The following is a 26,401-nucleotide window of genomic DNA, read 5'->3' on the forward strand; positions in this document are numbered from 1 at the left end:
CCGCAGGATCTCAGCCCAGCGTCGCCGGGAAGAGCTGCTTCCACGCCTCGAACATGCTCTCGGCGGTGCTCTGGGTCCCGGTGGTGGCGGTCATGAAGTTGATAACCGGGGTGGCGGCGCCGCCGTCCCAGTAGACGATGCCCTCGCCCTCGAGCGTGGCGTAGATGTAGTTCCCCTGCTCCCCGTTCTCCGTCGACCACGTGCCGCTGCCGACCTGGGTCGCGTTCTGGGTGACCACTCCGGCCGCGGCCTGCAGGTCGGCCATGTTGTCGGCCTGCATCGAGACCAGCCCGAAGGTGTCCGAGGACTCCCGGCAGAGCGTGTAGGTGGTGAGCAGGGCCTCGACCTGCCGGGCCTGGTCCTGGTCCTCGAACCCGGACAGGTCCTTGGTGCAACTCATCGCGCCGAACAACTGCCCGGTGGTGGCGGTCATGCAGGCCGTGATGCCGCGGCTGTCCGGCTCGCCGCAGTCGCCCGCAGCCGGCGAGGTCACCGGGGGGTCGGTCGTCACCGGCGGCGAGGTCGGTCCGACCGGACCGGTCGTCCCGGGCCCCGTGGTCACCGGCGGCAGCGCGGGACCGGTGGTGCCCGGACCCGTCCCGCCGCCGCCGGCCTCGTTGCCCGAGGAGCGGTTGAGCAGGATCACCGTGGTCACCACGCCGAGCACGACCACCACGGCGGCGGCGATCAGCAGCTGCATCCGGCGTTTGCGTGCCGCCGCCCCGCCGTCGCCACCGCCCTGCCCGGGATGACCGGGCACGTACGCGGGAGGACCCCCGGAGAACGGCGCGGACGGCATCGGGCCGGACGGCGGGGCCGCGCTCCACGCCGGCTGCTGTACGGGTGCGGCCGGCGGCTGGTAGCCGCCCGCCGCCGGGTAGGGCGCGGCCGCGGGCGCGAAACCTTGCTGCGCCGGAGGTGCGGAAGGGACAGCGGGGCCGGCCGCGGCAGGCGGACGCTGACCGGACTGCGGCTGACCGGACTGCGACTGGCCCGGCTGCGGCTGAGCCGGCTGCGGCTGAGCCGGTTGCGGCTGACCGGATTGCGGCATCGACGGCGGTGCGGCCGGCACCGATCCCGTAGCGGACGGTCGGCCCGGAATCTCCGGCGCACCGGGGACGAAGGCGGTCCGGGTCTGCGGCCGGGACCCGGCCGGGGCCAGCGCCGCGCCCATCGCCACCGAGGTCTCCGGCTGGTCCAGGGTGGTGGCGACCACCCCGAGCCGTTCGGTGATCATGGTCGCCACCAGCGGGATCCGGCTCGACCCGCCGACCAGGTACACCCCGGCCAGCCGGGCCGGGTCCAGTCCGGCCCGGGCGACGGTGGTCGCCACCAGGTCCACCGTCCGGGCCACCACCGGCCGGATCAGGCCGTCGAACTCGCGCCGGGTGAGCAGCGTGTCCTCGAACGGCTCGGGCAGCGTCAGGTCGGTCTGGGCGTACCGCGACAGCGTCTCCTTGGCGGCCCGCACGTCCTCGCGCAGCGTCCGCGCGGCGCGGCGGTCGGCGGCGGTACGCGGGCGCATGATCGCCTGCCAGCGGGCCGGATCGGCGGCGGAGAGCCGGCTGCCGAGGTGGTCGACGACGGCCTGGTCGAAGTCGATGCCGCCGACGTCCGGGAGCCCGGCCTCGGCGAGCACGGAGAAGCCGGTCGGGGTGCTGGTCACCACGGCGACGTCGAAGGTGCCGCCGCCCAGGTCGTAGACGGCCAGGCTGGCGCCCTCCGGCAGCGACTTGCCGGGCAGCGAGGCGAAATGTGCTGCGGCGGCGACGGGTTCGGGCATCAGCACGATCTCCGGGCCGAGGCCTGCGGCGCGGGCGGCGGCCAGCAGCACGTTCTGCCGGGCCGAGCCCCACTGCGCGGGGTGGGTCAGGTGCACCTCGTCCGGCGAGCGGCCGTTGAGCTGCCGGCGGGCCTCCTCCGCGACCCGGGCCAGCACCGCGGCGATCGCGTCGACCACCGGCACCACCCGGACCCCGAGCAGCATCTCGCCGTCGTCGATGCGGCGCTTCGGGTTCGCCTCGAACCGCTCGGGCGCGAGGCGGGCCTTGCGCTCGGCATCCCGGCCGACGGCGAGCGACCCGTCGTCGTCGACGTACACGCAGGACGGCATCCAGCCGGACCCGTCGATCGACAGCACCCGCGGCTCGCGCCCCTCGGAGCGGAGCACCGCCACCGTGTTCGACGTGCCGAAATCCAAGCCCAGGACGTCCACCGGTCCCGCTCCTTCCCCACCGTCCCGGAGGCGTTCCGGCACGATCCGCAGGGCAGCGCTGAGGGTCCAGGCCGTCCGTGCACCAACGATTGCGGATCCAGGAGGCGGCACGGGGGCGATTCCGGACATCAGGATCCGGATCCGCCCCGCATCACATCCGGGACCTGTCCTTCATCGACGCAGCAGACCCGCTCCACGGTTCCATCGGCCGGTGTGCCGGGAGTGTGTCACGCCTCCGGCGGAGCCGGAAAGGAAACACAGGCGGAGCCGGGAAGATCCGGACGAACGGCTCAGACCGGGCCGGCGCCGCTGATGGCGCGCATCCCGGTGGCCAGCGACCGCAACCGGTCGGTGGTGTGTTCGAGCGCTTCCGGTTGTACGCGGAGCTGCTCACCGGCGGCCACGGTGTCGGTGGCCGCGGTGACCAGCTCGCCGTACTCGGCGACGCCCCGGTCGATCTCCTCTACGATCATCCGGACGGTGTCGTCCAGTCCGGCGCGGCCTTGCCCGGCGGACACGTCACGGGCGCGCAGCAGGCCGGCCAGCTCCTGGGCCCGGCGGCGCAGCCGCAGTTCGGCGGCGTCGGCATCGGCGATCACCTCGCGGCGCAGGGCCAGCACGGCGTCGTCGTCGACCAGCCCGATCATCCCGACCAGCTGGCGCAACCCGTCGGACAGCGCCCCGAGCCGCTGGATCTGCCGGCGCACCATCGGCGGCACGGCCGGGCGGTCGGGCTGCGGCGGCGGGAGGGTGTCGATCAGCTTGCGCCGGTAGCGCACGTCCTTGAGACCGAGGGTCACCTGCGGCACCGACCAGAGCAGCACCGCGAGGGCGAACACCGTCCAGATCACCGCACCGGCGGTGACCGCGTCGGTGACCATCCAGTACACCTGCAGCGCACCACCGGCGGCGGCGCCGAGGGAGACCAGCGACCACGCCACGGTGCGGCGCTTGGCCGCGGCATGCCGACGCACCGCGACCCGGGACGGGTCGCGGCGCACGCGCAACGCCTCACCGGCGACGTCCCGCACCTGACCGGCGGCCTGGATGCCCTTGACCAGCGCGGTGCGGGCCTGGCGGGTGCGGGCGGGAGGTCGGCTCATGGGTGTCGTCGAGGATCCGGAGCTGCGGCGGGTCAGCCCTGCTGGTTGGTCTGCTTGTCCAGCGGGATCTGGGTGCCCGCGGCACCGGCCGAGGTGTCGATGGCCCGTCCCTGCTGGGCGGACAGCTCCGGGTGCAGCTGGGCGCGCAGCTGGTCCAGGCGCGAGGCACCGGCCATCTCCAGCGTGGACTTCTGCACCTCGAGCATCCGACCCTCGACCGAGTTCTGGTGCAGCTCGCTGGCGCCGAGTGCGTTCGCGTACCGGCGCTCGATCTTGTCCCGCACCTCGTCCAGCGACGGGGTGTTGCCCGGCGCGGTGAGCGCGGACATCGACTGCATGGAGGCGGACACCTGCTCCTGCATCTTCGCCTGCTCCAGCTGGGACAGCAGCTTGGTGCGCTCGGCCAGCTTGGTCTGCAGGTTCATCGCGTTGTTCTCGACGGCCTTCTTCGCCTGCTCGGCGGCCTGCAGCGCCTGGTCGTGCATGCGCTTGAGGTCCTCCATCTGCTGCTCGGCGGCGACCAGCTGGGTGGCGAAGGTGGTGGCGGTCTGCTCGTACTCGCCGGCCTTGACCGCATCGCCCTTCGCCCGCGCCTCGTCGGCGAGCACCAGGGCCTGGCGGGCCGAGGCCTGCAGCCGCTCGACGTCGCCCATCTGCCGGGTCAGCTTCATCTCCAGCTGGCGCTGGTTGCCGATCACGGCGGCGGCCTGCTGGGACAGCGCGGCGTGCTGGCGCTGGGCGTCCTCGATCGCCTGCTGGATCTGCACCTTCGGGTCGGCGTACTCGTCCACCTTCGAGGAGAACAGTGCCATCAGGTACTTCCAGGCCTTCACGAACGGATTGGCCATCTTGGATACGTTCCTCTCGCCTCGGCGACATCCAGCGGCGACCGACGTCGTTCGCTTGTCTGCTCCCATGGTGTCAGGTGACGCCGTCAGCTTCCACCATCACCCCGGCCGAGGCAGCGAATTCCGGGTGATCCCCGAGCCGACCCGCACCGGATCCCCCCATCCCGCCGCCACCCGTCAGGGGTGGCCCGGGTGGTGGCAATGACCCCACTGCCGAGCGATCGGTACCACCCGAGGTGCACCGATCGACCGGTGAGGTCGAACGGCAGGTGGACGGCTGGCTACAGTTCGTACCAGAGTTCGTACCAGAGTTGCACCAGGCGTCGGTCGTCCGCGGTCCCGCGGACGGTACGGCGCTGCACCCGATCGGCCCCGATCCTGGCGCGCAGGGTGATCCGCACGAGAGGACCGCAGACCATGGGCCGGCACGCCACTGCCTCCAGCCGCCGCCGGGGCATCGCCGCCTGGCCCGTGGTCATCGCGGTGGTCGTCGTGCTCATCGTCGGCGCGGTGGTCGCGTTCGTTCTCGTCAACCGGGACGACGACCAGGCGACCACCGGCTGTGCGTCCACCACCACCCTGCAGGTCGTCGCCGCCCCGTCGGTGGCCCCGGCGATCACCGCCGCCGCGGCCGCCTTCGACGCGACCTCGCCCGTGGCCCGGTCCAGCTGCGTCAGCACCGAGGTCACGGCGATGGACGGCAGCACGGTGGCGTCGAACCTGATCGGTGGGTGGACGGTGACCGGGGTGCCGGCCCCGGCGCTCTGGGTCGCCGACGACGAGACCGAGTTGACCACCGTCGAGGACGAGAACGCCGCCATCACCTCCGGTCGGTCGACCACCCCGCTGGCCACCTCGCCGGTGGTCATCGCCGTGCGCTCGGCCAACGCCGGGACGGAGATGAGCTGGGCGGACCTGGCCGGCACCACCCCGCCGATGCTGACCGACGGGTCGACGGCGTCCCTGGTGCTGCCCACCACCAACGGCAACTCGGCCACCGTGGCCGCACTCGAATCGATCGTGGCGGCCGTCCCCGGCGGCTCCGCGGGCACCGCCGGTCTGACCGCCGCGCAGGTCGACGCCTCGTCCGCCCTGCTGTCCCGCCTCGCCGCCGGCGTCACCACCGGCAACACCGCGAGCACGCTGCGGGTGATGGCGGCCGGCACCGGGGCCGCCGTCCCGGCCTACGAAGCCGAGGTGGCGACGTCCACCCCGGCCGGCGACAACCCGCGGATCGGCGCGATCTACCCGACCGGCCCGACAGCGTCGGCGGAGATCTACTCGGTGCCGCTGAGCGGCGACTGGGTCGACCCGACCACCGGCGACGCGGCCGCGCAGTTCAACTCCTACCTGTCCGGTGCCGCAGGCACCCCGTTCTTCGTGCAGGCCGGGTTCCGGGTGCCGGACGGCACACCGGCCACCTTCCCCGGTGTCGACCTGGACCACACGGTGACGCCGCTCCCCCGCGCCGACGCCGCCGCTCGCGCGGCCCTGGTCGCCGCCGGTGCCCGCCGGGTGACCACCCCGAACACCGCCACCAGCACGCCGCCGACCAGCGGGAGCACCCCGCCTGCCAGCAGCACGCCGCCGAGCACCTCGACCAGCCCGAACGGCCCCGGCAGCACGACGAGCACCCCACCGACCACACCGACGACCCCCACCACACCGACGACACCGACGACACCGACAAGCCCGAGCGCCCCCGTGCAGACCGGGCCGACGGTGGTCGTGCTGGTGGACCAGTCGGCGGCGATGCTGGAGACGGTCGACGGCAAGAACCTGAACCAGTGGGTGCAGGAGGCGATCGCGGCCACCACCGGCGCAGCGCCGGAGGCCGGGTACGGACTCTGGATCACCAACTCCGAGGTCGACAACGACGCCACCGAGCAGCTCACCCCGGGCGTGCTCACCGCCGCCCGGACCGCCGAGCTGCAGCAGGCACTCGGCGGCTGGCAGCCGACCGGCAACAACCAGACCTACGGTGCGCTGCAGACGATCTGGCCGCTGCTCGGGTCGGTCGAGGTGCCGCAGGGGCAGCAGCGCCGGCTGATCCTGATCACCGCCGACGGCGACGACACCCCGGGCCTGTCCCGCGACGAGCTCATCACCCTGCTCGAGGGCAGCACCCCCGGGCAGCTGGACATCCTGTCGCTGACCAGCGCCGTCAACGAGGGCGCGCTCGACGAGATCGCCGCCGCTGGCGGCGGCACCCATCAGCAGGTGGACCCGTCCGGTCTGGCCGACGCCCTCACCGCCCTCGCCCGGTAAGGCCCTAGGCGAACGCCTCGATCGGCGGGCAGGAGCAGACCAGGTTCCGGTCGCCGAAGGCACCGTCGATCCGGCCGACCGGCGGGAAGTACTTCGAGGACGGCAAGACGCCGGCCGGGAAGACCGCCTCGGCCCGGGTGTAGGGGTGCTCCCAGTCGCCGGCCAGTTCCTCCGCGGTGTGCGGGGCGCCGCGCAGCGGGTTGTCGGTGGCCGGCCAGACGCCCGCACCGACCTTGTCGATCTCGCCCTTGATCGCGATCATCGCGTCGCAGAACCGGTTGATCTCGCGCAGGTCCTCGCTCTCGGTCGGCTCGACCATCAGCGTCCCGGCGACCGGGAAGGACATCGTCGGCGCGTGGAACCCGTAGTCCGCCAACCGCTTCGCCACGTCGTCGACGCTCACGCCGGTGGCCGCGGTGATCGGCCGCAGGTCCAGGATGCACTCGTGCGCGACGAAGCCGCGGGCGTCGGTGTAGAGCACCGGGAAGTGCTCGTCCAACCGCCGCGCGATGTAGTTCGCCGAGGCGATCGCGGTCAGCGTGGCGCGGCGCAGGCCGTCGCCGCCCATCATTCGGATGTAGGCCCAGGAGATCGGCAGGATCGACGCCGACCCCCACGGCGCGGCCGAGACCGCGCCGATGGAGCCGAACTCCGGCCGGTCGGCGCCGAGCTCGGCGTCCCGGCCGGCGGCCGCGGCCGAGCCGGCCAGCGGGTGCGAGGGCAGGAACGGCCGCAGGTGCTCGGCGACCGCGACCGGGCCGACACCCGGTCCGCCGCCGCCGTGCGGGATGCAGAAGGTCTTGTGCAGGTTCAGGTGCGACACGTCGCCGCCGAAGGCGCCGGGCCTGGCCACGCCGACCAGCGCGTTCAGGTTGGCCCCGTCGACGTAGACCTGGCCGCCCGCGGCATGCACCACCTCGGACAGCTCGGTGATGGTGTCCTCGAAGACACCGTGCGTGGACGGGTAGGTGACCATGATCGCGGCGAGGCTGTCGGCGTGCACCGCGACCTTGGCGCGCAGGTCGTCCATGTCGATGTTGCCGCCGGTGTCGGTGCCGACCACCACCACCCGCATGCCCGCCATCACGGCGCTCGCCGCGTTCGTGCCGTGCGCCGAGGCGGGGATCAGGCAGACCGTGCGGTGCTCGTCACCACGGGAGGCGTGGTAGCCGCGGATGGCCAGCAGGCCGGCCAGCTCCCCCTGCGACCCGGCGTTCGGCTGCAGCGACACCGCGGCGTAGCCGGTGATCTCGACCAGCCACTCCTCCAGCTGCCCGACCAGCTCGAGCAGGCCGGCGGCGTCGGACACCGGCGCATAGGGGTGCAGCCCGGCGAACTCCGGCCAGGTCACCGCCTCCATCTCGGCGGTGGCGTTCAGCTTCATCGTGCAGGAGCCGAGCGGGATCATCGTCCGGTCCAGCGCCAGGTCCTTGTCCGAGAGCCGGCGCAGGTAGCGCAGCATCGCGGTCTCCGAGCGGTACTCGTGGAAGACCGGGTGGGTCAGGAACTCCGAGGTGCGGGCGGCCGCCTCCGGCAGGCCGCCGAACGCCGCCCCGTCCCCGGCACCGGAGGCACCGAAGGCCCCGGCGACCGCGTCCAGGTGCTCGTCGGTGGTCGCCTCGGACACCGAGACCTGGACGTGGTCGGCGCCGTCGCGCCACAGGTTGACGCCGAGATCCCGCGCGGCGCCGACGATCTCGGCGGCCCGGCCGGGCACGTGCAGGCGCACGGTGTCGAAGAAGCCGTCGTGCTCCACCTCGACACCCGCCGCGGCCAGCCGGCCGGCCAGGGTGCGGGCCCGCCCGTGCACCCGCTCGGCGATCCGGCGCAGGCCCTCCGGGCCGTGGTAGACGGCGTACATCGAGGCCATCACCGCCAGCAGCACCTGCGCGGTGCAGATGTTGCTGGTCGCCTTCTCCCGGCGGATGTGCTGCTCCCGGGTCTGCAGGGCGAGCCGGTATGCCGGGTTGCCGTGCGAGTCGTGGGAAACGCCGACCAGCCGGCCGGGCAGCTGCCGCTGGATGTCGGCGCGGACGGCCATGAATCCGGCGTGCGGGCCGCCGAAGCCCAGCGGGACGCCGAAGCGCTGCGAGGACCCGACCGCCACGTCCGCGCCGATCTCCCCCGGCGCGCGCAGCAGGGTCAGCGCCAGCAGGTCGGTGGCCACGGCGACCTTCGCCTCCCGGCGGTGCGCCTCGGCGATCAGCTCGGCGTGGTCGACGACGGCCCCGGAGGCGCCAGGGTAGGACAGCAGCAGTCCGAAGAAGTCACCGACCGGCAGCTCACCGCCGGCGAGGTCGGCCACCACGACGTCGATGCCCAATGGTTCGGCCCTGGTGCGGATCACCGCGACGGTCTGCGGCAGCGTGTCGGCGTCGACCACGAACCGCGCCGACTTGGAGCGCGCGGTCCGGCGGATGAGCGTCATCGCCTCGGCGGCGGCGGTGGCCTCGTCCAGCATCGAGGCGTTCGCGACGTCCAGTCCGGTGAGGTCGGAGACGGCGGTCTGGAAGTTGAGCAGGGCCTCCAGCCGGCCCTGCGAGATCTCCGGCTGGTACGGCGTGTACGCCGTGTACCAGGCCGGGTTCTCCAGGATGTTCCGCTTGATCACGCCCGGAACCAGGGTGTCGTGGTACCCGAGGCCGATCATCTGCACCATCGGCGTGTTCTTCGCGGCCAGTGCGCGCAGCTCGGCGAGCGCGGCGACCTCGGACACCGGGGCCGGCAGCTGCAGGGCCCCGGACCGGATCGCGGCCGGCACCACCGCGTCGGCCAGCGCGTCCAGGTCCGCCTGGTCCTGCGCCTGCAGGATCGCGGCGATGCCGGGGGCGTCGGGCCCGATGTGCCGGGCGGCGAAGGACTGGGGATCCAGCGGCGAGGGCGCCGAGAAGTCCACGTGCGCGCCGCTGGTGTGGTCGATCGGGCTCATCCGGTCACCTCGTGCTCGGCCGGACGGCAGGCGCCCGGGTACGAAAGGGGAACGCGGCCCGGACGGGAACAGCACCGGACCTGCGTCTCCCCCTCTGTCATCGGTGCCTGAGAGCTTCGCCGCACGGCTTGCCCCGTCGGCGGACCCGCCTGGGCGGGTCGCTTTCCAGAGGTGTCTGTCCCCCGCGGTACGGGTGCCTGAGAGATTGTCGGGGAGAGTTGCTCCTTCGGCGCCGGCCGCCGTCCGGGGACGGTTGCCGGGCTCTCCCGCGGGGGGTGATCGACGCCGCCGACGATACCAGCGGACCCATCCGGTCAGCGGCTGCGCACTGTGGCGAGCACCTCGCCGGTCGCGTCCGCAGCTGCTCCGGCGGCCACGCCGGACCGGTCCCGCCGCCGCTGCTGACGGCGGGCCAGCACCAGCACCGCGATCGCCGCGAGCAGGCAGATCGAGCCGGACAGCACCAGTGCCGGCGGCGCACCCCAGTGCTCGGTGATCGCCCCGACGATCAGCGACCCGATGGGCGTGCTGCCCAGGAAGACCAGCATGTAGATGCTCATCACCCGGCCGCGCAGCTCCGGCGCGGTGGACAGCTGCACGGTCGCGTTCGCCATGGTGTTCAGCCCGACGGAGACGAACCCGGTGGCGACCAGCACCGCGAAGTAGACGGGCAGCCACGGGGTCAGCCCGAGCACCGCCAGCACGGCGCCGAACCCGGCGCCCCAGAGCAGCAGGGTGCGCAGCGAGGTGGTGGTGCGGCGGGCGGCCAGCAGCGCACCGACGACCGACCCGAAGGCCATCGCCGCGTTGAGCCAGCCGTACAGGTCCGCCCCGCCGTCGAAGACGTCCTTGGCGTAGGCGGACAGGATGATCGGGAAGTTGTAGCCGAAGGTGCCGATGAAGAAGATCAGCACGGTGGGCCAGAGCAGCTCCGGGGTGTTCCGCACGTAGCGCAGGCCCTCCCGCAGCTGACCCCGCCCGCGGGCGGCCCGGGGCATCGGGACCAGGTCGGCCGGCCGGATCATCGCCAGCCCGGTGAGCACCGCGGCGAAGCTGAGCGCGTTGAGCGCGAAGGCCCACCCGGTGCCGACGGCGCTGATCAGCAGCCCGGCAACGGCCGGGCCGATCATCCGGGCCAGCTGGAAGTTGCCGGTGTTCAGCGAGACGGCGTTCGGCACCAGCCGGCGCGGCACCATCTCGTTGACGAAGGTCTGCCGGGTCGGGGTGTCCACCACCGTGGCCATCCCGAGCAGGAAGGCGATCAGGTAGACGTGCCAGACCTCCACCACACCGGTCAGCGTCAGCGCGGCCAGCACCACCGCCAGCGCGCACATGAAGCTCTGCGTCAGCAGCAGCAATCGGTGCTTGGGGAACCGGTCGGCGATCAGGCCGCCCCACAGTCCGAGCACGGCGGTGGGCACGAACTGCAGGGCGGTGGTCACCCCGACCGCCAGCGGGGAGTTGGTGAGCTGCAGCACCAGCCAGTCCTGGGCGATCCGCTGCATCCAGGTGCCGGTGTTCGACACCACCTGCCCCATGAAGAACAGCCGGTAGTTGCGGACGGCGAGCGCGGCGAAGGTGCTGACCCGCTCGGCGGGCGCGGGGCGCTGCCCCGGCACGGCCGACCTGTGCAGATGCGCCCGGTCCAGCAGCTGGCGGGCGTTCACGGCAGCTCCGCCAGTCGCAGCAGCGGCCCGGCGGCGGCCAGTACGGCGGCGCGGTCGGCCTCGTCGAGTCCGGCCAGCTGACCGGACAGCCACTCGGCGCGGACGGTCTTGGTCTGCTCGATGAACTCCAGGGCGGCCTGGGTGACGGACACCAGCACCTGCCGGCGGTCGTCCGGGTCCGGGTCGCGGCGGACCAGACCCTGCGCCTCCAGTCGCTCCAGCAGCCGGGTCATCGACGGCGGTTGCACGTGCTCGCCGCGGGCCAGTGCCCCGGGCGTGAGCGGGCCGTCCCGCTTGACCCGGCCGAGGACGGCCATCTCGGACGGCGAGATCTCCTGGCCGATGGTCTGGTAGCGCATCCGGCGGGACAGGATCACCACCGCGGTGCGCAGCGCCGCGACCTGATCGACATCAACAGCACCGACAGCCGGGGCATCGTTGCTGGGCGGGACCATCGGCGGCATATCGTTAGTCTACCTCAAAGATAGCCATCCTCACGATCCTCCGGGCAGCCGACGATGCCGGGAGTGAAACGGGTGAGGGGTCGGTCAGCCCGCGGTGCGGCGGGACTGGCGGCGGCGGGACAGCTCGTCCTGCTGCACCGGGACGACCTTGTCGCCCTCGACCCGCTCGGCCGGGAACTCGGCCAGCGTGCCGGTGACCTCGCGCATGGTGCCGCCGACGGCGATGCCGAACACGCCCTGGCCGCCCTGCAGCAGGTCGACGATCTCCTCCGGTGAGGTGCACTCGTAGACGGTGGCACCGTCCGAGAACAGCGTCACGCCGGCCAGGTCCTCGACCCCGCGCAGCCGCAGGTGCTCGACGGCGACCCGGATGTTCTGCAGCGAGACGCCGGTGTCCAGCAATCGCTTGACCACCTTGAGGACCAGGATGTCCTTGAACGAGTACAGCCGCTGGGTGCCGGACCCGCCGGCCTCGCGGACGGTCGGCACGACCAGCCCGGTGCGCGCCCAGTAGTCGAGCTGCCGGTAGGTGATGCCGGCGGCCTGGCATGCGGTGGTTCCCCGGTATCCCACGAAGTCGTCGGGGATCGCATCGTTGGGGAACAGCGCACCCTGCCCGTTCTCCGGCATCGAGCCGCCTCTCTGGTCCGCTCCACCCTGCCCTGCACATCGGTGCACAGCACGTCCGGATGCAAAACACATCGGTGAAGTTCGTCCCCGACGGTAGGCCGGTGCCCGGGCAGGGTCAACGATGTCGCCCGGCGTGTCCTCAACCTTGAGTTGAGGGTGAGGATCCAGGCAGACCCCGGGACCTACGGCTTCTCGAAGTCCTCGGGTGACACCGAATCGAGGAACTCGCGGAAGCGCTCGACCTCTTCCTCTGCGTTCTCGGCCGGTTCTTCCCCCTCCGCCCCCTCGGCGTCGGACTCGTCGACGGCGCCCGCCGCATCGTCCGGCGGAACCTCGATGCCGACCTCCTCCAGCACGGCGTCCTCGACGAACACCGGCACCTCGATCCGCACCGCCAGCGCGATCGCATCGGAGGGGCGGGCGGAGACGGTGGTGCCGTCGTCGAAGACGAGCTCGCCGAAGTAGGTGCCCTCGCGGAAGTCGACCACGCGGACCTGTTCGACCTTGCGACCCAGTGCGGTGATGACGTGACCGAGCAGATCGTGGGTGAGCGGCCGCTGGGGACGCATGCCGTCGAGATGCAGTGCGATGGCGTTGGCCTCGACCTGGCCGATCATGATCGGCAGGCTGCGCCGGCCGGACACCTCGGTGAGCAGCAGGATCGGTTGCTGGTTGGTGATCTCCACGCGGACCCCGACGATGCGCATCTCGATCATCCCGGTGTGCCTTTCCGCTTCACGACGCGCCCAACGCTACACGGCAGCCCGGCGTCAGCGGCCGAACTCCCGGCGCAGTCCGGACTTCACCAGCAGGGCGTGCAACCGCAGTGCGGTCGCGGCCAGCACGGCGGCCTCCGCCTCCGCCCGCTCCCGGGCGTCGGGGTCGCGCTGCTTCGCCTGCGCCGACACCAACTGGGCGACGAGGGCGGACTCCCGCTCGGCCGCCGTCCGGAACGGCCGCAGGTGCCGCGGCTCGAGTCCGGCGGCCAGCAGTTCGGCGACAGTGGTGGCGACGAGCACGGCCTCGGCGTCGTACATCCCGCCGCCGCCGGGCGCGACGATCCCGTACTGCTCCAGCTCGCGGAGATCCGCGGTGGACAGGCCGGACTCGGCCATCAGCTCGGCCCGGGTACGACGGACATCCGGCACCCGCCCGGACCCGGGGGCCCCGGCATCGCCGGCCGACACCAGCGACCGCGGCAGCCGGGGCGCGGCGTGCAGCGGCTCGGCGCCGTTGTCGATGGCGTCGAGTTGCTCCTTGATGACCTTCAGCGGCAGGTAGTGGTCCCGCTGGGCGGCCAGCACGTAGCGCAGCCGCTCGACGTCGGCCGGGCCGAACTGCCGGTAGCCCGACGGGGTGCGCACCGGGGTGACCAGTCCCTCGGACTCGAGGAACCTGATCTTGGAGATCGTGACGTCCGGGAACTCCTGCTTGAGCCTGGCCAGCACCGCTCCGATGCTGGCCAGACCCGCGCTCTGTCCTCCGGGTTGCAGGCCCGGAGCGGTCATGACGTGCGGGCGCCCTCGGACTGGCCGGTCAGGAAGACCAGACGGAACTTCCCGATCTGCACCTCGTCGCCGTTGGACAGCCCGGAGGACTCCACCGGCTCGCGGTTGACGTAGGTGCCGTTCAGCGAGCCCACGTCGGAGACCTCGAAACCCTCGCCGGTGCGCCGGAACTCGGCATGCCGACGGGACACGGTGACGTCGTCCAGGAAGATGTCGCTCTGCGGATGCCGGCCGGCACTGACCACTTCCTGGTCCAGCGGGAACCGGGATCCGGCGTTCGGGCCGCGCTTCACCACGAGCAGGGCGGTGTCCGGGGACAGCGACTCCAGCCCGCCGACCGACTCCTCCGGCACCTCCTCGGTGGTGGAGGTGAACAGGCCGCCCGGGAAGACCGTGGTGGTGTCCGAGGACAGCTGCCCGGCCTCGCGCTCACTGTCAGTCACTCGTACTCCTTCTCGCACTGCTCACCGGTACAGCTCCGCCACTTGCCAGGTCCTGCTCGTCGCCGTCCCGGGGAGCCCGGCCGCCGACTGTTGACCTCGACCGTACCGTGCGGGTCGGGTACGGGACACCCGCGCGGTGCAGTCGGTTCAGCTCTCGCCGATGGTCTCGGCGTATCCGGAGGCGTCCAGCAGGTCGGACAGCTCGCCGCCGTCGGTCAGCCGGAGCTCGAGCATCCAGCCGTCGCCGTAGGGGTCGGAGTTCACCAGCTCGGGATTGGAGTCCAGGGCGTCGTTGCGCAGCAGCACGGTCCCGGCGACGGGCGCGAAGATGTCGGAGACCGACTTGGTCGACTCGACCTCGCCGATCGAATCGCCGGTGGCGAAGGCGGTCCCGGCCTCCGGCATCTGCACGAAGACGATGTCGCCCAGCGAGTTCTGCGCGTAGTCGGTGATCCCGATGCGGACCACGGTCTCGCCGGTGTCGCCGTCGGACCCGACGGTGCGGACCCATTCGTGGTCGGAGGAGTAGAGCAGGTCCTGGGGGATCAAGGTGGTCGCGCCTCTCGGTCGGTTGCCGTCCGGACTCAGCCGCCGGTCGGCCGAGCGTATTGAAGCGTGCGCGGCGGTCGCAAGGCGGCGATCGTGACGTCGTCGAGTTGCTCGGTGGTCATGCTCCCGCCGGCCCGCCGCACGGTGTCGAGCACCCCGCCCGGGATGGCCAGTGCGGCGGCCAGCGTGGGCGGGTCGCCGATGGCCAGCACGGTGTACGGGGCGGTCAGCGGGGTGCCGTCGAGCACGATCGCCCCGGCCGTGCCGGTGAAGGCCGAGTCCACCCCGATCCGCACGTCGCCGAACTGGTAGGCCTCCGCACCGGCGTTGCGCAGTTCCTCCAGCGCGGCCAGCAGCACCTCCGGCGGGACCCCGCCGGACGGGTCGTCGATCACGATCCGCACCCCGGGCCCGTCCGCCGGCAGCGTGCCGGTGAGGATGCCCAGCACCCGCTCCTGGCGCTCCGCCTCGGCCAGTGCCGCGGCGGAGTCCGCTCCCCCGGCCTGCAATCCGCGCAGGGTGTCCTGCAGTTCGCCGATCTCGGCGGTCAGCTCGTCCTCCCGCCGCTGCAGCCCGTCCAGGATCTGCACCAGGTCGTCCGGCCGGGCGGAGGCCAGGGCGTCCCCGGAATTGGTCTGCTGCACCTGCACCACGACGGCGAAGCCGAGCAGCGCGCACAGCACCGCGATCGAGATCCGCTCGGCGGTGCGGCTTCCGGGCCGGCTCATCCGGGTGTCACGCCTTGAAGATGTGCCGGCGGATGGCCGCGGCGTTGCCGAAGATGCGGATGCCGAGCACGACGACGACCGCGGTGGAGAGTTGGCTGCCCACCCCGAGCTGGTCGCCGAGGAACACGATGAACGCCGCGACCAGCACGTTGGCGACGAACGAGATCACGAACACCTTGGCGTCGAAGATCTTGTCCAGCCGGGCACGCAGCCCGCCGAACAGCGCGTCCAGCGCGGCGACCACGGCGATCGGCAGGTAGGGCGCGAGCCAGTCCGGCACGGTCGGGTGCAGGAACAGCCCGGCCAGGACGCCCACGACGAGGGCGAGTGCGGCGTACACGGTGGCCTCCTGATCAGCGGGTGGTCGCCACAGCGGTGGTCGGTGCGGCGTCGGTCGGTGCGGGGGGCACCGAGGCGTAGCGCAGGTCGTCGGCGGAGGCCGCGGGCAGCGTGATCGCGTCGCCGACGGTCAGGTCGAACCGGATTTCGTAGAGCGAGGCGAAGGAGTTGAACCGGCCGAAGCCGGCCGTGCTCACCAGACCGACGTGCAGGGCCGACTTCTCGCCCACCGCCTGGATCGTGATCGGCCAGAACACCGGGGTGTTGTCGACCAGGATGGACGACCCGGCGCGCCGGATACTGCTGGTCGTCCGCAGCCGCACCCCGCCGACCGCGACCGCCTCGGCGCCGGCCGCGTAGAGACCGTTGACCAGCAGCTGGATGTCGCGGTCCAGGATGACCTCGCCCCCGGTGCCGGGTTCCGGGCCGTCGATGACGATCTCCAGCCCGGGCCCGGTGACCGCGGTGCGGCCGGCCCCGGCCTCCAGCACGGCGAGTCCGTCGGCGTCGCCGTTCCCGGCCGCGGCCCGCGCCGCCCGGATCCCCTCCTCCAGCGCCGACACCGACGTCCCCAGCTCGGCCTGCCGCTGCTGGGCGCGGGTGATGTCGTCGCGCAGCGCCGTGCGGGTGCTCGCCGTGCGGCCCGCGTCGTCGTCGGTGGAGCGCAGCGCGATGCCCAGCACCACCCCGGCGACAGCGACGGCCGCCAACCCGAGGGCGAGCAGCCGGCGGGGACGGTGGGGCCGGTGGTGCCGGTGGGTCTGCCCGTCGGCGGCCCGCCGCTCCGCGGCCGCCGCATAACCCGGGTCCAGGTGGTCCTGCAGCAGCGAGGTCAGCAGCGGCAGCCCGGGCCGCGGATCAGCCACTCGCGACCGGCCGGCCGGTCAGCACCGGGGTGTGCCGGAGCACCCACCCCACCTGCACCACGTAGAGCCAGCCGGCCCACATGTACAGCACCATCCCCCACACGGTGAAGGCGATGCCGATGGGCAGCGCGATCTGCGCGAGGGTCGAGTCGCCCTGCGCGAGCAGCAGGAACGGGAAGGCGTAGAGCAGGCAGAAGGTGGCGGCCTTGCCCAGGTAGTGCACCGGCAGCGCGACGTACCCGTGCCGGCGGACCAGCCGCAGCCCGATCGCCAGCACCAGGTCCCGGCCGATCAGCAGCGCCGCCACCCACCACGGCAGGATCCCGCGGATCACGAAGGCGATCAGCGTGGCGAAGATGTAGAGCCGGTCGGCAAGCGGGTCGAGCAGTTCACCCAGCTTCGAGAACTGGTTCAGCAACCGGGCCAGCTTGCCGTCGGCCCAGTCGGTGATCGCGCTGATGACGAGCACGACCAGCGCCCAGCCGTCGGCCTGCGGCCCGAGCAGGAGGTAGAGGAAGAGCGGCACGCCGAGCAGTCGCAGCACCGACAGCGCATTCGGGATCGTCCAGATGCGGTCGGTGATCTTGCCGTGCTCGATCTTGTCGTGCCCGACCTTCTTCTGCTCGCTCTTCTCCGGCTCGGTCACCCGGCGACCCTATCTGCCCGACAGGGCTTCTCGGTGGAGCTGCAACCGGGCGTAGCAGGCCAGGGTCACCGAGTCGACGATCTCACCGGAGCCGATCATGGCGCGGAACTCCGTCTCGGTGACGACGCGGTGCACCATGTCCGCCTCCGACTCCTCGCGGGACGGCTCGCCGGGGGTCAGCCCGGTGGCCCGGTAGATGTCGAAGCCCTGGGAGCAGAAGCCGAGCGCGGACTGCAGGTGGCCCAGGTGCTCCCAGTGCTCCGCGGTGTACCCGGTCTCCTCGGCCAGCTCGGCCCTGGCCAGCTCCAGCGCACTGCCGCCGGGGCTGCCCACCGGCCAGCCGCCCATCGGGAACTCCCAGGACCGCCGGCCGATCGCGTACCGGTACTGCTCGACCAGATGGAAGCAGCCGTTCTCCTCGGCGATGACCACCGCGAAGTCCGGCTTGTCGACCACGCCGTAGGTACCGCGGCTGCCGTCCCGGCGGACGAACCGGTCCTCGCGGAACTGCAGCCAGGGACTCCTGAACACCAGGGTGCTGCTCAGCGTGCGCATCTCGGGCTCCGCGCCGGAACCGGCGGTGGCGCTCACAGCTGCGTCCCGTCCGGCACGGTCCCGCTCTCCCCCGGCCCGCCGACGGTGGCCACACCGGTCACCACCACGTCCGCACCGAAGGTCCAGTCGCCGACCACGGTCAGCCGCTCGCAGCCGGCGAGCGACGGCGGTCCGGCGGGGAAGCGCTGCTCGAACCCGGCGAGCAGTTTGTAGACCCCGTCGAGGTCCACCAGCGGTGCGGCATCCCGCTCCGGGATCAGCGTCAGCCGGGCGTCGTCGTCCAGTGCGTAGGCGTCCGAGCGCACCACCAGCAGGTCGGAGGTGGTCTTCACCGGGAGGAACCGGGAACGGTCCACCTCGATGGCCGTCGCGCCCTCGAACACGCCGATCGCGGCGCCCATCGCGGTCTCGATCTGCACCACCGACGGCGAGGACGGGTCGGCCGGGTCCACCGTCTTGACGTTGCGGATGATCGGCAGGTCGATCACCCCGTCCGCCCGCAGCACCCCGGCCAGCGCCTCCAGGTCGATCCAGAGGTTGTTGGTGTTGAAGTAGCGGTGCCGGTCGATGTCGCCGAACGCGTCGGCGTCCTCCGGCGCGGTCTGCGCCGACTCCCGGAGCACCAGGTTGCCGTCGGACCGGCGGCGGGCCAGGTGCCCGCCCTTGCGGTCGGCGGCGGTGCGCCGGCACAGCTCCATCGCGAACGGGCTGCCGGACTCGGCGAACCACCCGGCCACCCGCGGCTCCGGCCGGGCGCCGAGGTTGTCCGAGTTCGAGACGAACAGGTACCGGTAGCTGCGCTCCAGCAGGGCATCGAGCACACCGGAGGCGACCAGCGCCGTGTACAGGTCGCCGTGCCCGGGCGGGCACCACTCCAGGGTCGGGTCGGCGGGCCACCGCACCGGGGTCAGATCCTCCACGAGCAGCTTCGGTTCCTGGTTCTGCAGGAAGTCCACCGGCAGGCCGTCGACCGCCAGCTCCGGGTGCCGCTCCAGCGCCTCGAGGCTGTCGGTCCGGGTGCGGAACGAGTTCATCAGCAGCAGTGGGAGTTCGATGCCGTAGGCGGCCCGCAGGGCCAGGATCTGTGCGGCCACCACGTCCAGGAAACTGCGCCCGTCACGGACCGGCACCAACGACTTCGCCTTGTCCATGCCCATCGACGTGCCGAGGCCGCCGTTGAGCTTCACCACCGCGGTGCGGGCCATGGCCGCGGCCGCGACGTCCTCGGCGATGTCCAGGTCGGCCAGCCGGGGCAGGTCGTGCACCGGCTCGATGTCGGACTCCCGCAGCAACCCGGTGTCCCCCGCGGCCAGTGCGCGGTAGGAGTGCGCGAACGCGGCGATCGCGGCCGGGTGCACCCCGGCCTCCCTCATCAGCGTCTCCGCCTGGTCGAGTCCTGCAGGGCTGGTGTCGGGGGTGTCCGGCATGGGCGCGATGGTAGGTCACCGCCGTTTCACGACAGCGCCGCTCCTCTGACGTGCTCGAAGATGAGGTTGGTCTCGGTGAGCGCCACCTCGGGATGCGCGGACAGGGCGTCGACGACGAAGTCGCGCAGCGCCCCGGCGTCGGCGGTGGCCACGTGCAGCAGGAAGTCGTCGGCCCCGGCCAGGAAGTACACGTCCAGCACCTCCGGCCGCTCGCGGATGCGCCGGGTGAACTCGGCCATCCGGCCGCGGTGACCGGCCTGCAGCCGGACCGCGATCATCGCCTGCAGCGGCAGGCCCAGCGCCTCCGGGTCGATGTCCGCCCGGTAGCCGCGGATCACCCCCGACTCGCGCAGCGCCCGGACCCGGCCCAGGCAGGTCGACGGGGCGATGCCGACCCGCTCGGCGAGCGCGTTGTTGGTGATCCTGGCGTCCTCGGCCAGCACCCGCAGGATGCGCCGGTCCACCTCGTCCGGCAGCGGCCGAACATCCTGCGGGCGGACCCGGGGACCGCTCGCCGGATCCGAAGATGACAGTGCCATACCATGATCGTATCGAATCTTCTTCAGATGCCTTCCCAACTTCCACGCACTTGTTCACAATTCTGGGGTCCAGACTGCCACCGCCGCCAGACCAGGCACGACCGTGTCGAGAAGAGGAAAGATCATGCGCATCGGCGTCCCGTCCGAGGTCAAGAACCGCGAGTACCGGGTGGCGCTCACCCCTGCGGGTGCGCACCAGCTCGCGGCCGCCGGCCACCAGGTGCTGGTGCAGTCCGGTGCCGGCGCGGGCTCCCGGATCCCCGACGAGGAGTACGTCGCCGCCGGCGCCACCATCGTCGCGACCGCGGAGCAGGCGTGGGGCGACGCCGAGATGGTGGTCAAGGTCAAGGAGCCGATCGCCTCCGAGTACGGCTTCCTGCGCGAGGACCTCACCCTGTTCACCTACCTGCACCTGGCCGCCGACCGGCCGCTCACCGAGCGGCTGCTGGCCGCCGGCACCACCTCGATCGCCTACGAGACCGTGCAGCTGGCCGACCGGTCGCTGCCGCTGCTCGCCCCGATGAGCGAGATCGCCGGCCGCATGGCCCCGCTGGTCGGCGGCTACCACCTGATGCGCAACGAGGGCGGCCGCGGCGTGCTGCTCGGCGGCGTCCCGGGTGTGGAGAACGGCAAGGTGGTGGTGCTCGGCGGCGGTGTCTCCGGCGCCCACGCGGCCACCATCGCGCTCGGCATGCGGGCCGACGTCACCGTCATCGACCTGTCGCTGCCGACACTGCGCCGGATCGACGGCCAGTTCCACGGCGCCGTGAAGACCATCGCCTCCAACGCGTACAACATAGCCGCGGCGGTCCGCGAGGCCGACCTGGTCATCGGCGCCGTGCTGATCCCGGGCGCCAAGGCGCCGAAGCTGGTGACCAACGAGCTGGTCTCGCAGATGCGCGAGGGCTCGGTCCTCGTCGACATCGCGGTGGACCAGGGCGGTTGCTTCGAGGACACCCACGCCACCACCCACGACGACCCCACCTTCACCGTGCACGGCTCGGTCTTCTACTGCGTGGCGAACATGCCGGGCGCGGTGCCGCGCAGTTCCACCTTCGCGCTGACCAACGCGACGCTGCCGTACGTCTCGGCGCTGGCCGGCCACGGCTGGCGGGCCGCGCTGGGCGCCGACCCGGCGCTCGCCGCCGGCCTGACCACCCACGGCGGCACGCTGACCAACCTCCCGGTCGCCGAGGCGCACGACCTGACCGCCGTCACCCCGGCCGCCGTCCTGGTCTGAACTCCGGGGTCCCCGCGCCTGGTGCGCGGTGGGGTGTGACCCCGCCGCGCACCGGGAACCCGGCTGGCGCACCATGAGGTGCACGGCACCGGAAGAAGCCCGGAGCCGGACGGCGAAAGGGAGATCGAGATGCCGACGCGTACCGCACGGACCGAATGGAAGGGTGGCCTGCAGGACGGGTCGGGCTCGGTGAGCCTGGTCAGTTCCGGGGCCGGGACCTTCGACGTGTCCTTCCCCCGCCGGGCCGCCGACGAGGCCGGTGGGGTCACCAGCCCGGAGGAGCTGATCGGCGCGGCGCACACCTCCTGCTACTGCATGCAGTTCTCCGCGCTGCTGGGCGAGGCCGGCGCGACGGTGAACAGCCTGGTCGCCGATGCGGTCGTCGGTCTCGGCCCGGACCCGGCCGGCGGCTTCCGGCTGACCGGCATCAAGATCACCGTGCGCGGGCAGGTCGAGGGTGTCGACGAGGCGACCTTCAAGGAGGTCGCCGAGGCGGCCAAGGCCACCTGCCCGATCTCCAAGGCGCTCACCGGCGTCGAGATCTCGCTGGACGCCGCGTTCGCCTGAGCCCGGGGCTCAGCCGAGCCCCAGCTCCGACATCACCTCGCCGAGGGCACGGTCCAACAGGGCCACGCCCTCGGCGAGCTCGTCCTCGGAGACGGTCAGCGGCGGCGCGATCCGGAACGTCCCGCCCATGCCGCGGATCTGCACCACGTTCATGTGCAGGCCCAGTTCCATGCAGCGGCGGGTGACCGCGGCGCCAAGATCGTCGGACGGCTGTTTGGTCTCCCGGTCCAGCACCAGCTCCATCCCCTGGAACAATCCCCGGCCGCGCAGATCGCCGACCACCGCGTACTTCTCGCGCAGCTCCTCCAGGCCGGCGCGGAGCAGCGTCCCCTTCTTCTCCGAGACGGCGGCCATGTCGTCGCGTTGCAGCACGTCCAACACCGTCACGCCGACGGCCGCGACCATCGGGTCGGAGACGTGGGTGGTGTAGAAGAGGTACCCGCGCTCGTGCGCGATCGCCTCGATCTCGGCGCTGGTCACCACCGCGGCGAGCGGCAGCCCGGCACCGAGAGTCTTGGACAGGGTGAGGATGTCGGGCACCACACCGTCCCGCTCGAACGCGTACCAGGCACCGGTGCGGCAGAGGCCGGTCTGCGCCTCGTCGACGATCAGCAGCATCCCGCGTTCCCGGCACTTGGCCTGCAGCGCGGCGAGGTAGCCGGGCGGCGGGTCGATCAGCCCGCCGGAGGACAGGATCGGCTCCACCAGGCAGGCCGCGAGGCTGCCGACGGACTGCGCGTCGACCAGCATGAAGGCGTGGTCCAACTGCCGCTGCCAGTCGAAAGTGCCGTCGGGGTGGGTGAAGTCGGGCCGGTAGGAGTCCGGTGTCGGGATGGCGATGTTGCCCGGGGTGGCCGGCCCGTAGCCGGTGCGGCCGGAGCTGTAGGTGGCGGCCGCGGCGGCCCCGGTCATCCCGTGCCAGGACCGGCTGAAGGAGACGACCTCGAACTTCCCGGTGACCAGCCGGGCCATCCGCAGCGCCGCCTCGTTCGACTCGGCGCCGGTGGACAGCAGCAGCACCTTCTCCAGCGGGTCCGGCAGCGTCTCCACGATGCGCCGGGCCAGGTCGACGACCGGCCGGGACAGCATCCCGCTGAACAGGTGGTCCAGCTCCCCGACGTACCGGCGCACGGTGGCGACGATCTCCGGGTGCGAGTGACCCAGGATCGAGCTCATCTGGCCGGAGGTGAAATCCAGCAGACTGCGGCCGCTCTCGGTCCACAACCGGGTGCCCTCCGCCCGGACGACGATCTCCGGGGTGAAGCTGCCGCCGTACCGGATCAGGTGCCGGTCCACGTCCGTCCAGAACTCCTCGGTCATGGACCGGCATGCTATCCGGAGGATGGCCTCCCGGTCAGCAGTCACTTGGTCAGCGGCACCGCGACGGTGAACGGCTGACCCCAGTAGGCGACGAACTTCTGCTGGGCCGGGACCTTGTACCCCGCAGGCACCTTCGTGGTGACGACGCAGTAGGTGGCCGGGGCGGCGGAGCTGCTCACGGTGCCCGAGGACGGGGTGGTCCAGCCGCCGAGCTTGGACTTGCACGCGGCATCGCGGATCTCGAAGGACACCGCACCGACCGCCTTGCTGCCGTCGCGGTAGCTGAGCGAGCCCTTCGCGGTCGGGGCGGCGACGGACTGGCCGCTCTGCACCAGGTCGGTGAACTCGGTGGTGCTCCAGATCCCGGTGGTGCCGGTGACGGTGGCCGTGCCGACGTACTTGTACTTGCTCGACAGGATGTTCGCCTCGTGCGCCGGCGAGGCCATGTAGGCGTCGAAGACCTGCTGCGGGGTGGCCGTGACAGACGTTGCCATCGCGATGTTCTCACCCCACATCGTGCGGTTGGAGGCGCCGCCGGTGCGGGCAACATCCTCCCAGGCGTTGGGGTTGCGCAGCAGCTGGCCGCCGGACTGCCCGGTGGCCATCTTCTGCGACCAGCCGAGGGCGGTCGAGACCAGACCCTTCGCCTCCAGCACGGGGTTGAGCCCCTTCGCCTGCCGTGCCCGGTTGATCAGCGCCACCAGTTCGGCGTCGAAGGAGGTCATCCGGGTCGGCGCGGACCCGGCCGCCGCCGGGGCCGCCGAGGCGGTCGACATCCCCAGCACGGCAACGGCGGACAGCAGCAGCGTGAGCAGCACGGCGCGGGCCCGGCGCAGGAGAGTGGCGGTCATCGGTGTCGTCCTTCGTGGAGGTTCTCGGTCTGGTGGCAGGTGCTGATGGGGGTGCGCGTGCAGATGGTGGAGCCGATGGCGGGCCGCTGTGGACATGGAGGTCACGATCCGTGGCGGACCCATCAGCGGCGATAGCTCACTGTAGTCGCAGATCGACAATGAGTGACAGATCCCGAGAGGGTGGTGTCACCTAGCTCTGCGTAGCGAAGACTTACTCTTCGTTACGACAATCCATCTCCCGGAGCACCGCACTGCCCCGAGCGCCTGTCCGCATCGTCACGAGGACCCTCGGTGAGAACGCCTTCATCAACGGCTCATCACCGGCTCACCGGACCGCCGGAGATTCGTGGTGCGGCGCCGGACGGTCCGGATGCCGACACGAGAGGTGGTCGACATGACCGACATCAACACAGCCGACTCCAGGCGCCCGGGCTTCCTGCGCCGACTGGCTGCCGCCGGTGCGGTGGCCGGCATCGCCCTCACCGGCAGCGTCGTGCTGGCCGGACCGGCGGCCGCCGAGGAGCGTCGTTGCACCGGGTCGATCGGCCGGGTGACGCTGGACAACGTGGTCGTGCCGGCCGGGCGCACCTGCATCCTCACCGGCACCAAGGTGGAAGGGACGGTGAAGATCGAGCGCGGCGCCACCTTCCGGGCCAACGGGATCACGGTGAAGGGCAACGTCCAGTCCCAGGCGCACAAGCTGGTCCGCATCGACAGGTCGGTGATCGACGGGTCGATCCAGCTGAAGAGCGGTGGAGTGCTCTACCTGGAGCGCAACCGGGTGGACTCCGACATCCAGCTGTTCTCCAACAAGGGCCGCCAGTACGTCTTCGCCAACCGGGTGGAGGGCAACCTGCAGTGCAAGTCCAACTCCCCCGCGCCGGTCGGCGGGAAGAACGTCGTGAAGGGGAACAAGGAGGACCAGTGCCGCCGGCTCTGACCCGGTGCGGTTCATGAGTGCGGCCGCGGGGGTTGTCCTCCCGCGGCCGCAGCTGTTCCATGGTGCGGTGCCCCGGCAAGGGTCCGGAGCCGCGAACGACAGGTAGGCGGCGACGATGCCCCGCACCAGGACGACCGGGATCCTGCTCGCACTCGCGGCGTTGATCGGCGGCCTGACCGCCGGTCCCGTTGCGCCCGCCGGGGCTGCACCGGCAATGTCCGCACCAGCTGTGGCCGCCGCGGTCTCGTCGACCCCGACACTGCGGTCCTGGGTCCTGCACCAGACGAAGCTGGTCGCCAATCACTACTTCTCGAGCAGCGCGACCAACGGCTGGAGCTGGGCCACCTACTTCCAGGGCAACCAGGCGCTGTACGGGACGGCGGGCGACGACGCCTACCTGAACCGCTCGATCACCTGGGGCACCGCGAACCGGTGGGTGCTGGGCACCGAACTGCCGGTGGCGGACCGGTTCACCGCCGGCCAGGTATACATGGACACCTACGGCGGGGTCGGCGGGCGGATCGCCGAGAACGAACGGGCAGTGACCGCGCGGCTGTCCGGCGACAACCGGTTGACCCCGTTCATCGACGGCATGTTCATGGTCCTGCCGGATTTCGCCAAGGTGCGGACCCGGACGAAGAACCAGGCGTACTCGACGAAGTTGCGCGACTACTTCGTCTTCGCGCGGGACGACGCCACCGGGTCTTTCCCGGGCAGTGGCCGGCCCGACTGCACCGGGTACCCCAAGGGTCTGCGCGATCCGGCGACGGGGTTGTGGTGGCGGGACTGCATCGCCAAGGGCCCCGCAGCGAACGGGGCCTTCTGGGGGCGCGGGAACGGCTGGGTGATGGCCTCGATGGCGCGGGTGCTCGGCGAACTGCCGGCGACCGATCCGTACCGCGGCGACTACGTGCAGGCGCTGACGACTCTCGCCGAGGCGCTGCGGCTCCGGCAGAGCAGCCAGGACGGCATGTGGCGCACCGATCTCGCGAACCCGGCGCGCTTTCCGGCGCCGGAGGTCAGCGCCTCGGCGTTGATCGCCTTCGGGATGGCGTACGGGATCCGCGCCGGGTTGCTGGACCGGTCGGTCTACGGGCCGGTGGTGGCCAGGGCGTGGAACGGGATCCGGCAGTTCATCGGGGCGGACGGGACGGTGTCGAACTGCCAGGACACCGGCTTCGAACCGGGTCCGATCGGCCGCACGCAGCCGTTCTGTGCCGGGGCGGTCGTGCTGGCTGGGTCCGAGATCTCCCTGCTGTATCCGGATCTCGCGCTGGGGCGCCCGGTGACGTCGGCGAGCGGCGGCAACCCGGCGTACCTGGTGGACGGCAACCGCAGCGCGGTGTGGGTCGCGGCCGCCGGGTACCCGCGCGGGGCGGTCGTCGACCTGGGCAGCACCAGGGTGGTGTCCAGCAGCTACCTGATCGGATATCTCGACCGGGCGTACAAGTACCGGATCGACGTCGCCACCGCCGGTCCGGCGGGACCGTGGCGGACGGTGCTGGACCGGACCGGCAACGTGGTGACCGGCTCGAACAACGAGTGGTTCGCCGATACCGCCGCCCGCTGGGTCCGGCTCACCGTCACCGGCGGACCGTCGGGCGTCAACCAGGTCAGCATCGAGGAGTTCGGCCTCTACCACGTCTGGTAGCGCTCAGTGATCAGTTGCGAGGCAGACGTGTGGCAGAGCTGACATGCCGTGTCGCAGAGCCGTGATCGTTACGGCGCTGGCGAGGATGACCTGACTGTCCCGTCCAGC

The 26,401-nt window shown here is 71.9% G+C and carries 25 protein-coding genes and 2 riboswitches; of the genes, 5 read left to right on the forward strand and 20 right to left on the reverse strand.

What is annotated here, in order from left to right; genetic code table 11:
* Positions 1-10: 10 nt before the first annotated feature.
* From GIS00_RS21700 to GIS00_RS21710, 3 genes are all read right to left on the reverse strand, one after another.
* Positions 11-2,215, reverse strand: coding sequence for an Hsp70 family protein (locus tag GIS00_RS21700; protein ID WP_322098279.1), 2,205 nt, complete (start codon positions 2,213-2,215; stop codon positions 11-13).
* A gap of 290 nt (positions 2,216-2,505) precedes the next feature.
* Positions 2,506-3,318, reverse strand: a complete 813-nt coding sequence (pspM, locus tag GIS00_RS21705) for a phage shock envelope stress response protein PspM (RefSeq protein ID WP_154770511.1) — start codon at positions 3,316-3,318, stop codon at positions 2,506-2,508.
* Positions 3,319-3,350: 32 nt separating this feature from the next.
* Positions 3,351-4,166: a PspA/IM30 family protein gene (locus GIS00_RS21710; protein WP_154770512.1), complete on the reverse strand. Its 816-nt coding sequence runs from the start codon at positions 4,164-4,166 to the stop codon at positions 3,351-3,353.
* A gap of 417 nt (positions 4,167-4,583) precedes the next feature.
* Here GIS00_RS21710 and GIS00_RS21715 point away from each other — a divergent pair, with 417 nt between their 5' ends.
* The gene (locus GIS00_RS21715; protein ID WP_196073399.1) at positions 4,584-6,434 is read left to right on the forward strand and encodes a substrate-binding domain-containing protein; all 1,851 of its coding nucleotides are present in this window, start codon (positions 4,584-4,586) and stop codon (positions 6,432-6,434) included.
* A 4-nt stretch (positions 6,435-6,438) separates the two neighbouring features.
* On the opposite strand, the gene gcvP is transcribed toward GIS00_RS21715, so the two are convergent.
* The 15 genes from gcvP to GIS00_RS21790 all read right to left on the reverse strand — a co-directional run bounded on the left by gcvP (position 6,439) and on the right by GIS00_RS21790 (position 19,724).
* Entirely contained in the window at positions 6,439-9,363 is a 2,925-nt protein-coding gene (gcvP, locus tag GIS00_RS21720) for an aminomethyl-transferring glycine dehydrogenase (protein WP_154770514.1), read from the reverse strand.
* A gap of 84 nt (positions 9,364-9,447) precedes the next feature.
* Positions 9,448-9,538, reverse strand: a riboswitch (glycine riboswitch).
* Positions 9,539-9,642: riboswitch (glycine riboswitch) on the reverse strand.
* Between the two features lie 35 nt (positions 9,643-9,677).
* Positions 9,678-11,030, reverse strand: a complete 1,353-nt coding sequence (locus tag GIS00_RS21725) for an MFS transporter (protein ID WP_322098280.1) — start codon at positions 11,028-11,030, stop codon at positions 9,678-9,680.
* Positions 11,027-11,485: a MarR family winged helix-turn-helix transcriptional regulator gene (locus GIS00_RS21730; protein ID WP_154770627.1), complete on the reverse strand. Its 459-nt coding sequence runs from the start codon at positions 11,483-11,485 to the stop codon at positions 11,027-11,029. The genes GIS00_RS21725 and GIS00_RS21730 overlap by 4 nt, the downstream gene beginning before the upstream one ends.
* 93 nt (positions 11,486-11,578) lie before the next feature.
* Positions 11,579-12,124 carry a MerR family transcriptional regulator gene (locus GIS00_RS21735; RefSeq protein WP_154770515.1) on the reverse strand — a complete coding sequence of 182 codons (546 nt, stop codon included), beginning with the start codon at positions 12,122-12,124 and terminating at the stop codon, positions 11,579-11,581.
* Between the two features lie 182 nt (positions 12,125-12,306).
* Positions 12,307-12,840 carry a bifunctional nuclease family protein gene (locus GIS00_RS21740; protein ID WP_154770516.1) on the reverse strand — a complete coding sequence of 178 codons (534 nt, stop codon included), beginning with the start codon at positions 12,838-12,840 and terminating at the stop codon, positions 12,307-12,309.
* Positions 12,841-12,894: 54 nt separating this feature from the next.
* Positions 12,895-13,632, reverse strand: coding sequence for a transcriptional regulator FtsR (gene ftsR, locus GIS00_RS21745; protein WP_154770517.1), 738 nt, complete (start codon positions 13,630-13,632; stop codon positions 12,895-12,897).
* A complete protein-coding gene (odhI, locus tag GIS00_RS21750; protein ID WP_322098281.1) occupies positions 13,629-14,075 on the reverse strand; it encodes an oxoglutarate dehydrogenase inhibitor Odhl in 447 nt (148 codons plus the stop codon). The genes ftsR and odhI overlap by 4 nt, the downstream gene beginning before the upstream one ends.
* 147 nt (positions 14,076-14,222) lie before the next feature.
* Complete coding sequence (gcvH, locus tag GIS00_RS21755) at positions 14,223-14,624, reverse strand: glycine cleavage system protein GcvH (protein WP_154770518.1); 402 nt, start codon at positions 14,622-14,624, stop codon at positions 14,223-14,225.
* Positions 14,625-14,659: 35 nt separating this feature from the next.
* The gene (locus tag GIS00_RS21760) at positions 14,660-15,352 is read right to left on the reverse strand and encodes a DUF881 domain-containing protein (protein ID WP_154770519.1); all 693 of its coding nucleotides are present in this window, start codon (positions 15,350-15,352) and stop codon (positions 14,660-14,662) included.
* Positions 15,353-15,359: 7 nt separating this feature from the next.
* Positions 15,360-15,692: a small basic family protein gene (locus GIS00_RS21765; protein ID WP_322098282.1), complete on the reverse strand. Its 333-nt coding sequence runs from the start codon at positions 15,690-15,692 to the stop codon at positions 15,360-15,362.
* A gap of 13 nt (positions 15,693-15,705) precedes the next feature.
* Positions 15,706-16,557, reverse strand: coding sequence for a DUF881 domain-containing protein (locus GIS00_RS21770; RefSeq protein ID WP_154770521.1), 852 nt, complete (start codon positions 16,555-16,557; stop codon positions 15,706-15,708).
* Positions 16,550-17,155 (reverse strand): CDP-alcohol phosphatidyltransferase family protein, encoded by a 606-nt coding sequence (locus tag GIS00_RS21775; RefSeq protein WP_407666907.1) that lies wholly within the window; start codon positions 17,153-17,155, stop codon positions 16,550-16,552. Before GIS00_RS21775 ends, GIS00_RS21770 begins: the two co-directional genes overlap by 8 nt.
* A gap of 57 nt (positions 17,156-17,212) precedes the next feature.
* The gene (locus GIS00_RS21780) at positions 17,213-17,758 is read right to left on the reverse strand and encodes an NUDIX domain-containing protein (RefSeq protein WP_154770630.1); all 546 of its coding nucleotides are present in this window, start codon (positions 17,756-17,758) and stop codon (positions 17,213-17,215) included.
* 32 nt (positions 17,759-17,790) lie between these two features.
* A complete protein-coding gene (locus GIS00_RS21785) occupies positions 17,791-19,185 on the reverse strand; it encodes a UTP--glucose-1-phosphate uridylyltransferase (RefSeq protein WP_154770522.1) in 1,395 nt (464 codons plus the stop codon).
* 26 nt (positions 19,186-19,211) lie between these two features.
* Complete coding sequence (locus GIS00_RS21790) at positions 19,212-19,724, reverse strand: Lrp/AsnC family transcriptional regulator (RefSeq protein WP_154770523.1); 513 nt, start codon at positions 19,722-19,724, stop codon at positions 19,212-19,214.
* Positions 19,725-19,848: 124 nt separating this feature from the next.
* Here GIS00_RS21790 and ald point away from each other — a divergent pair, with 124 nt between their 5' ends.
* Positions 19,849-20,964: an alanine dehydrogenase gene (gene ald, locus GIS00_RS21795; RefSeq protein WP_154770524.1), complete on the forward strand. Its 1,116-nt coding sequence runs from the start codon at positions 19,849-19,851 to the stop codon at positions 20,962-20,964.
* A gap of 129 nt (positions 20,965-21,093) precedes the next feature.
* A complete protein-coding gene (locus GIS00_RS21800) occupies positions 21,094-21,531 on the forward strand; it encodes an OsmC family peroxiredoxin (protein WP_154770525.1) in 438 nt (145 codons plus the stop codon).
* Between the two features lie 9 nt (positions 21,532-21,540).
* Here GIS00_RS21800 and GIS00_RS21805 read toward each other — a convergent pair whose 3' ends face one another.
* Positions 21,541-22,851, reverse strand: a complete 1,311-nt coding sequence (locus tag GIS00_RS21805) for an aspartate aminotransferase family protein (RefSeq protein ID WP_154770526.1) — start codon at positions 22,849-22,851, stop codon at positions 21,541-21,543.
* A 41-nt stretch (positions 22,852-22,892) separates the two neighbouring features.
* The gene (locus GIS00_RS21810; RefSeq protein ID WP_196073400.1) at positions 22,893-23,702 is read right to left on the reverse strand and encodes a CAP domain-containing protein; all 810 of its coding nucleotides are present in this window, start codon (positions 23,700-23,702) and stop codon (positions 22,893-22,895) included.
* Positions 23,703-24,096: 394 nt separating this feature from the next.
* Here GIS00_RS21810 and GIS00_RS21815 point away from each other — a divergent pair, with 394 nt between their 5' ends.
* Positions 24,097-24,642 (forward strand): hypothetical protein, encoded by a 546-nt coding sequence (locus GIS00_RS21815; RefSeq protein ID WP_154770528.1) that lies wholly within the window; start codon positions 24,097-24,099, stop codon positions 24,640-24,642.
* Between the two features lie 115 nt (positions 24,643-24,757).
* Positions 24,758-26,293 carry a glycoside hydrolase family 88 protein gene (locus tag GIS00_RS21820; RefSeq protein ID WP_154770529.1) on the forward strand — a complete coding sequence of 512 codons (1,536 nt, stop codon included), beginning with the start codon at positions 24,758-24,760 and terminating at the stop codon, positions 26,291-26,293.
* Positions 26,294-26,401: the final 108 nt, after the last annotated feature.

Source organism: Nakamurella alba (assembly GCF_009707545.1).
In the GTDB taxonomy this organism is placed as follows: domain Bacteria; phylum Actinomycetota; class Actinomycetes; order Mycobacteriales; family Nakamurellaceae; genus Nakamurella; species Nakamurella alba.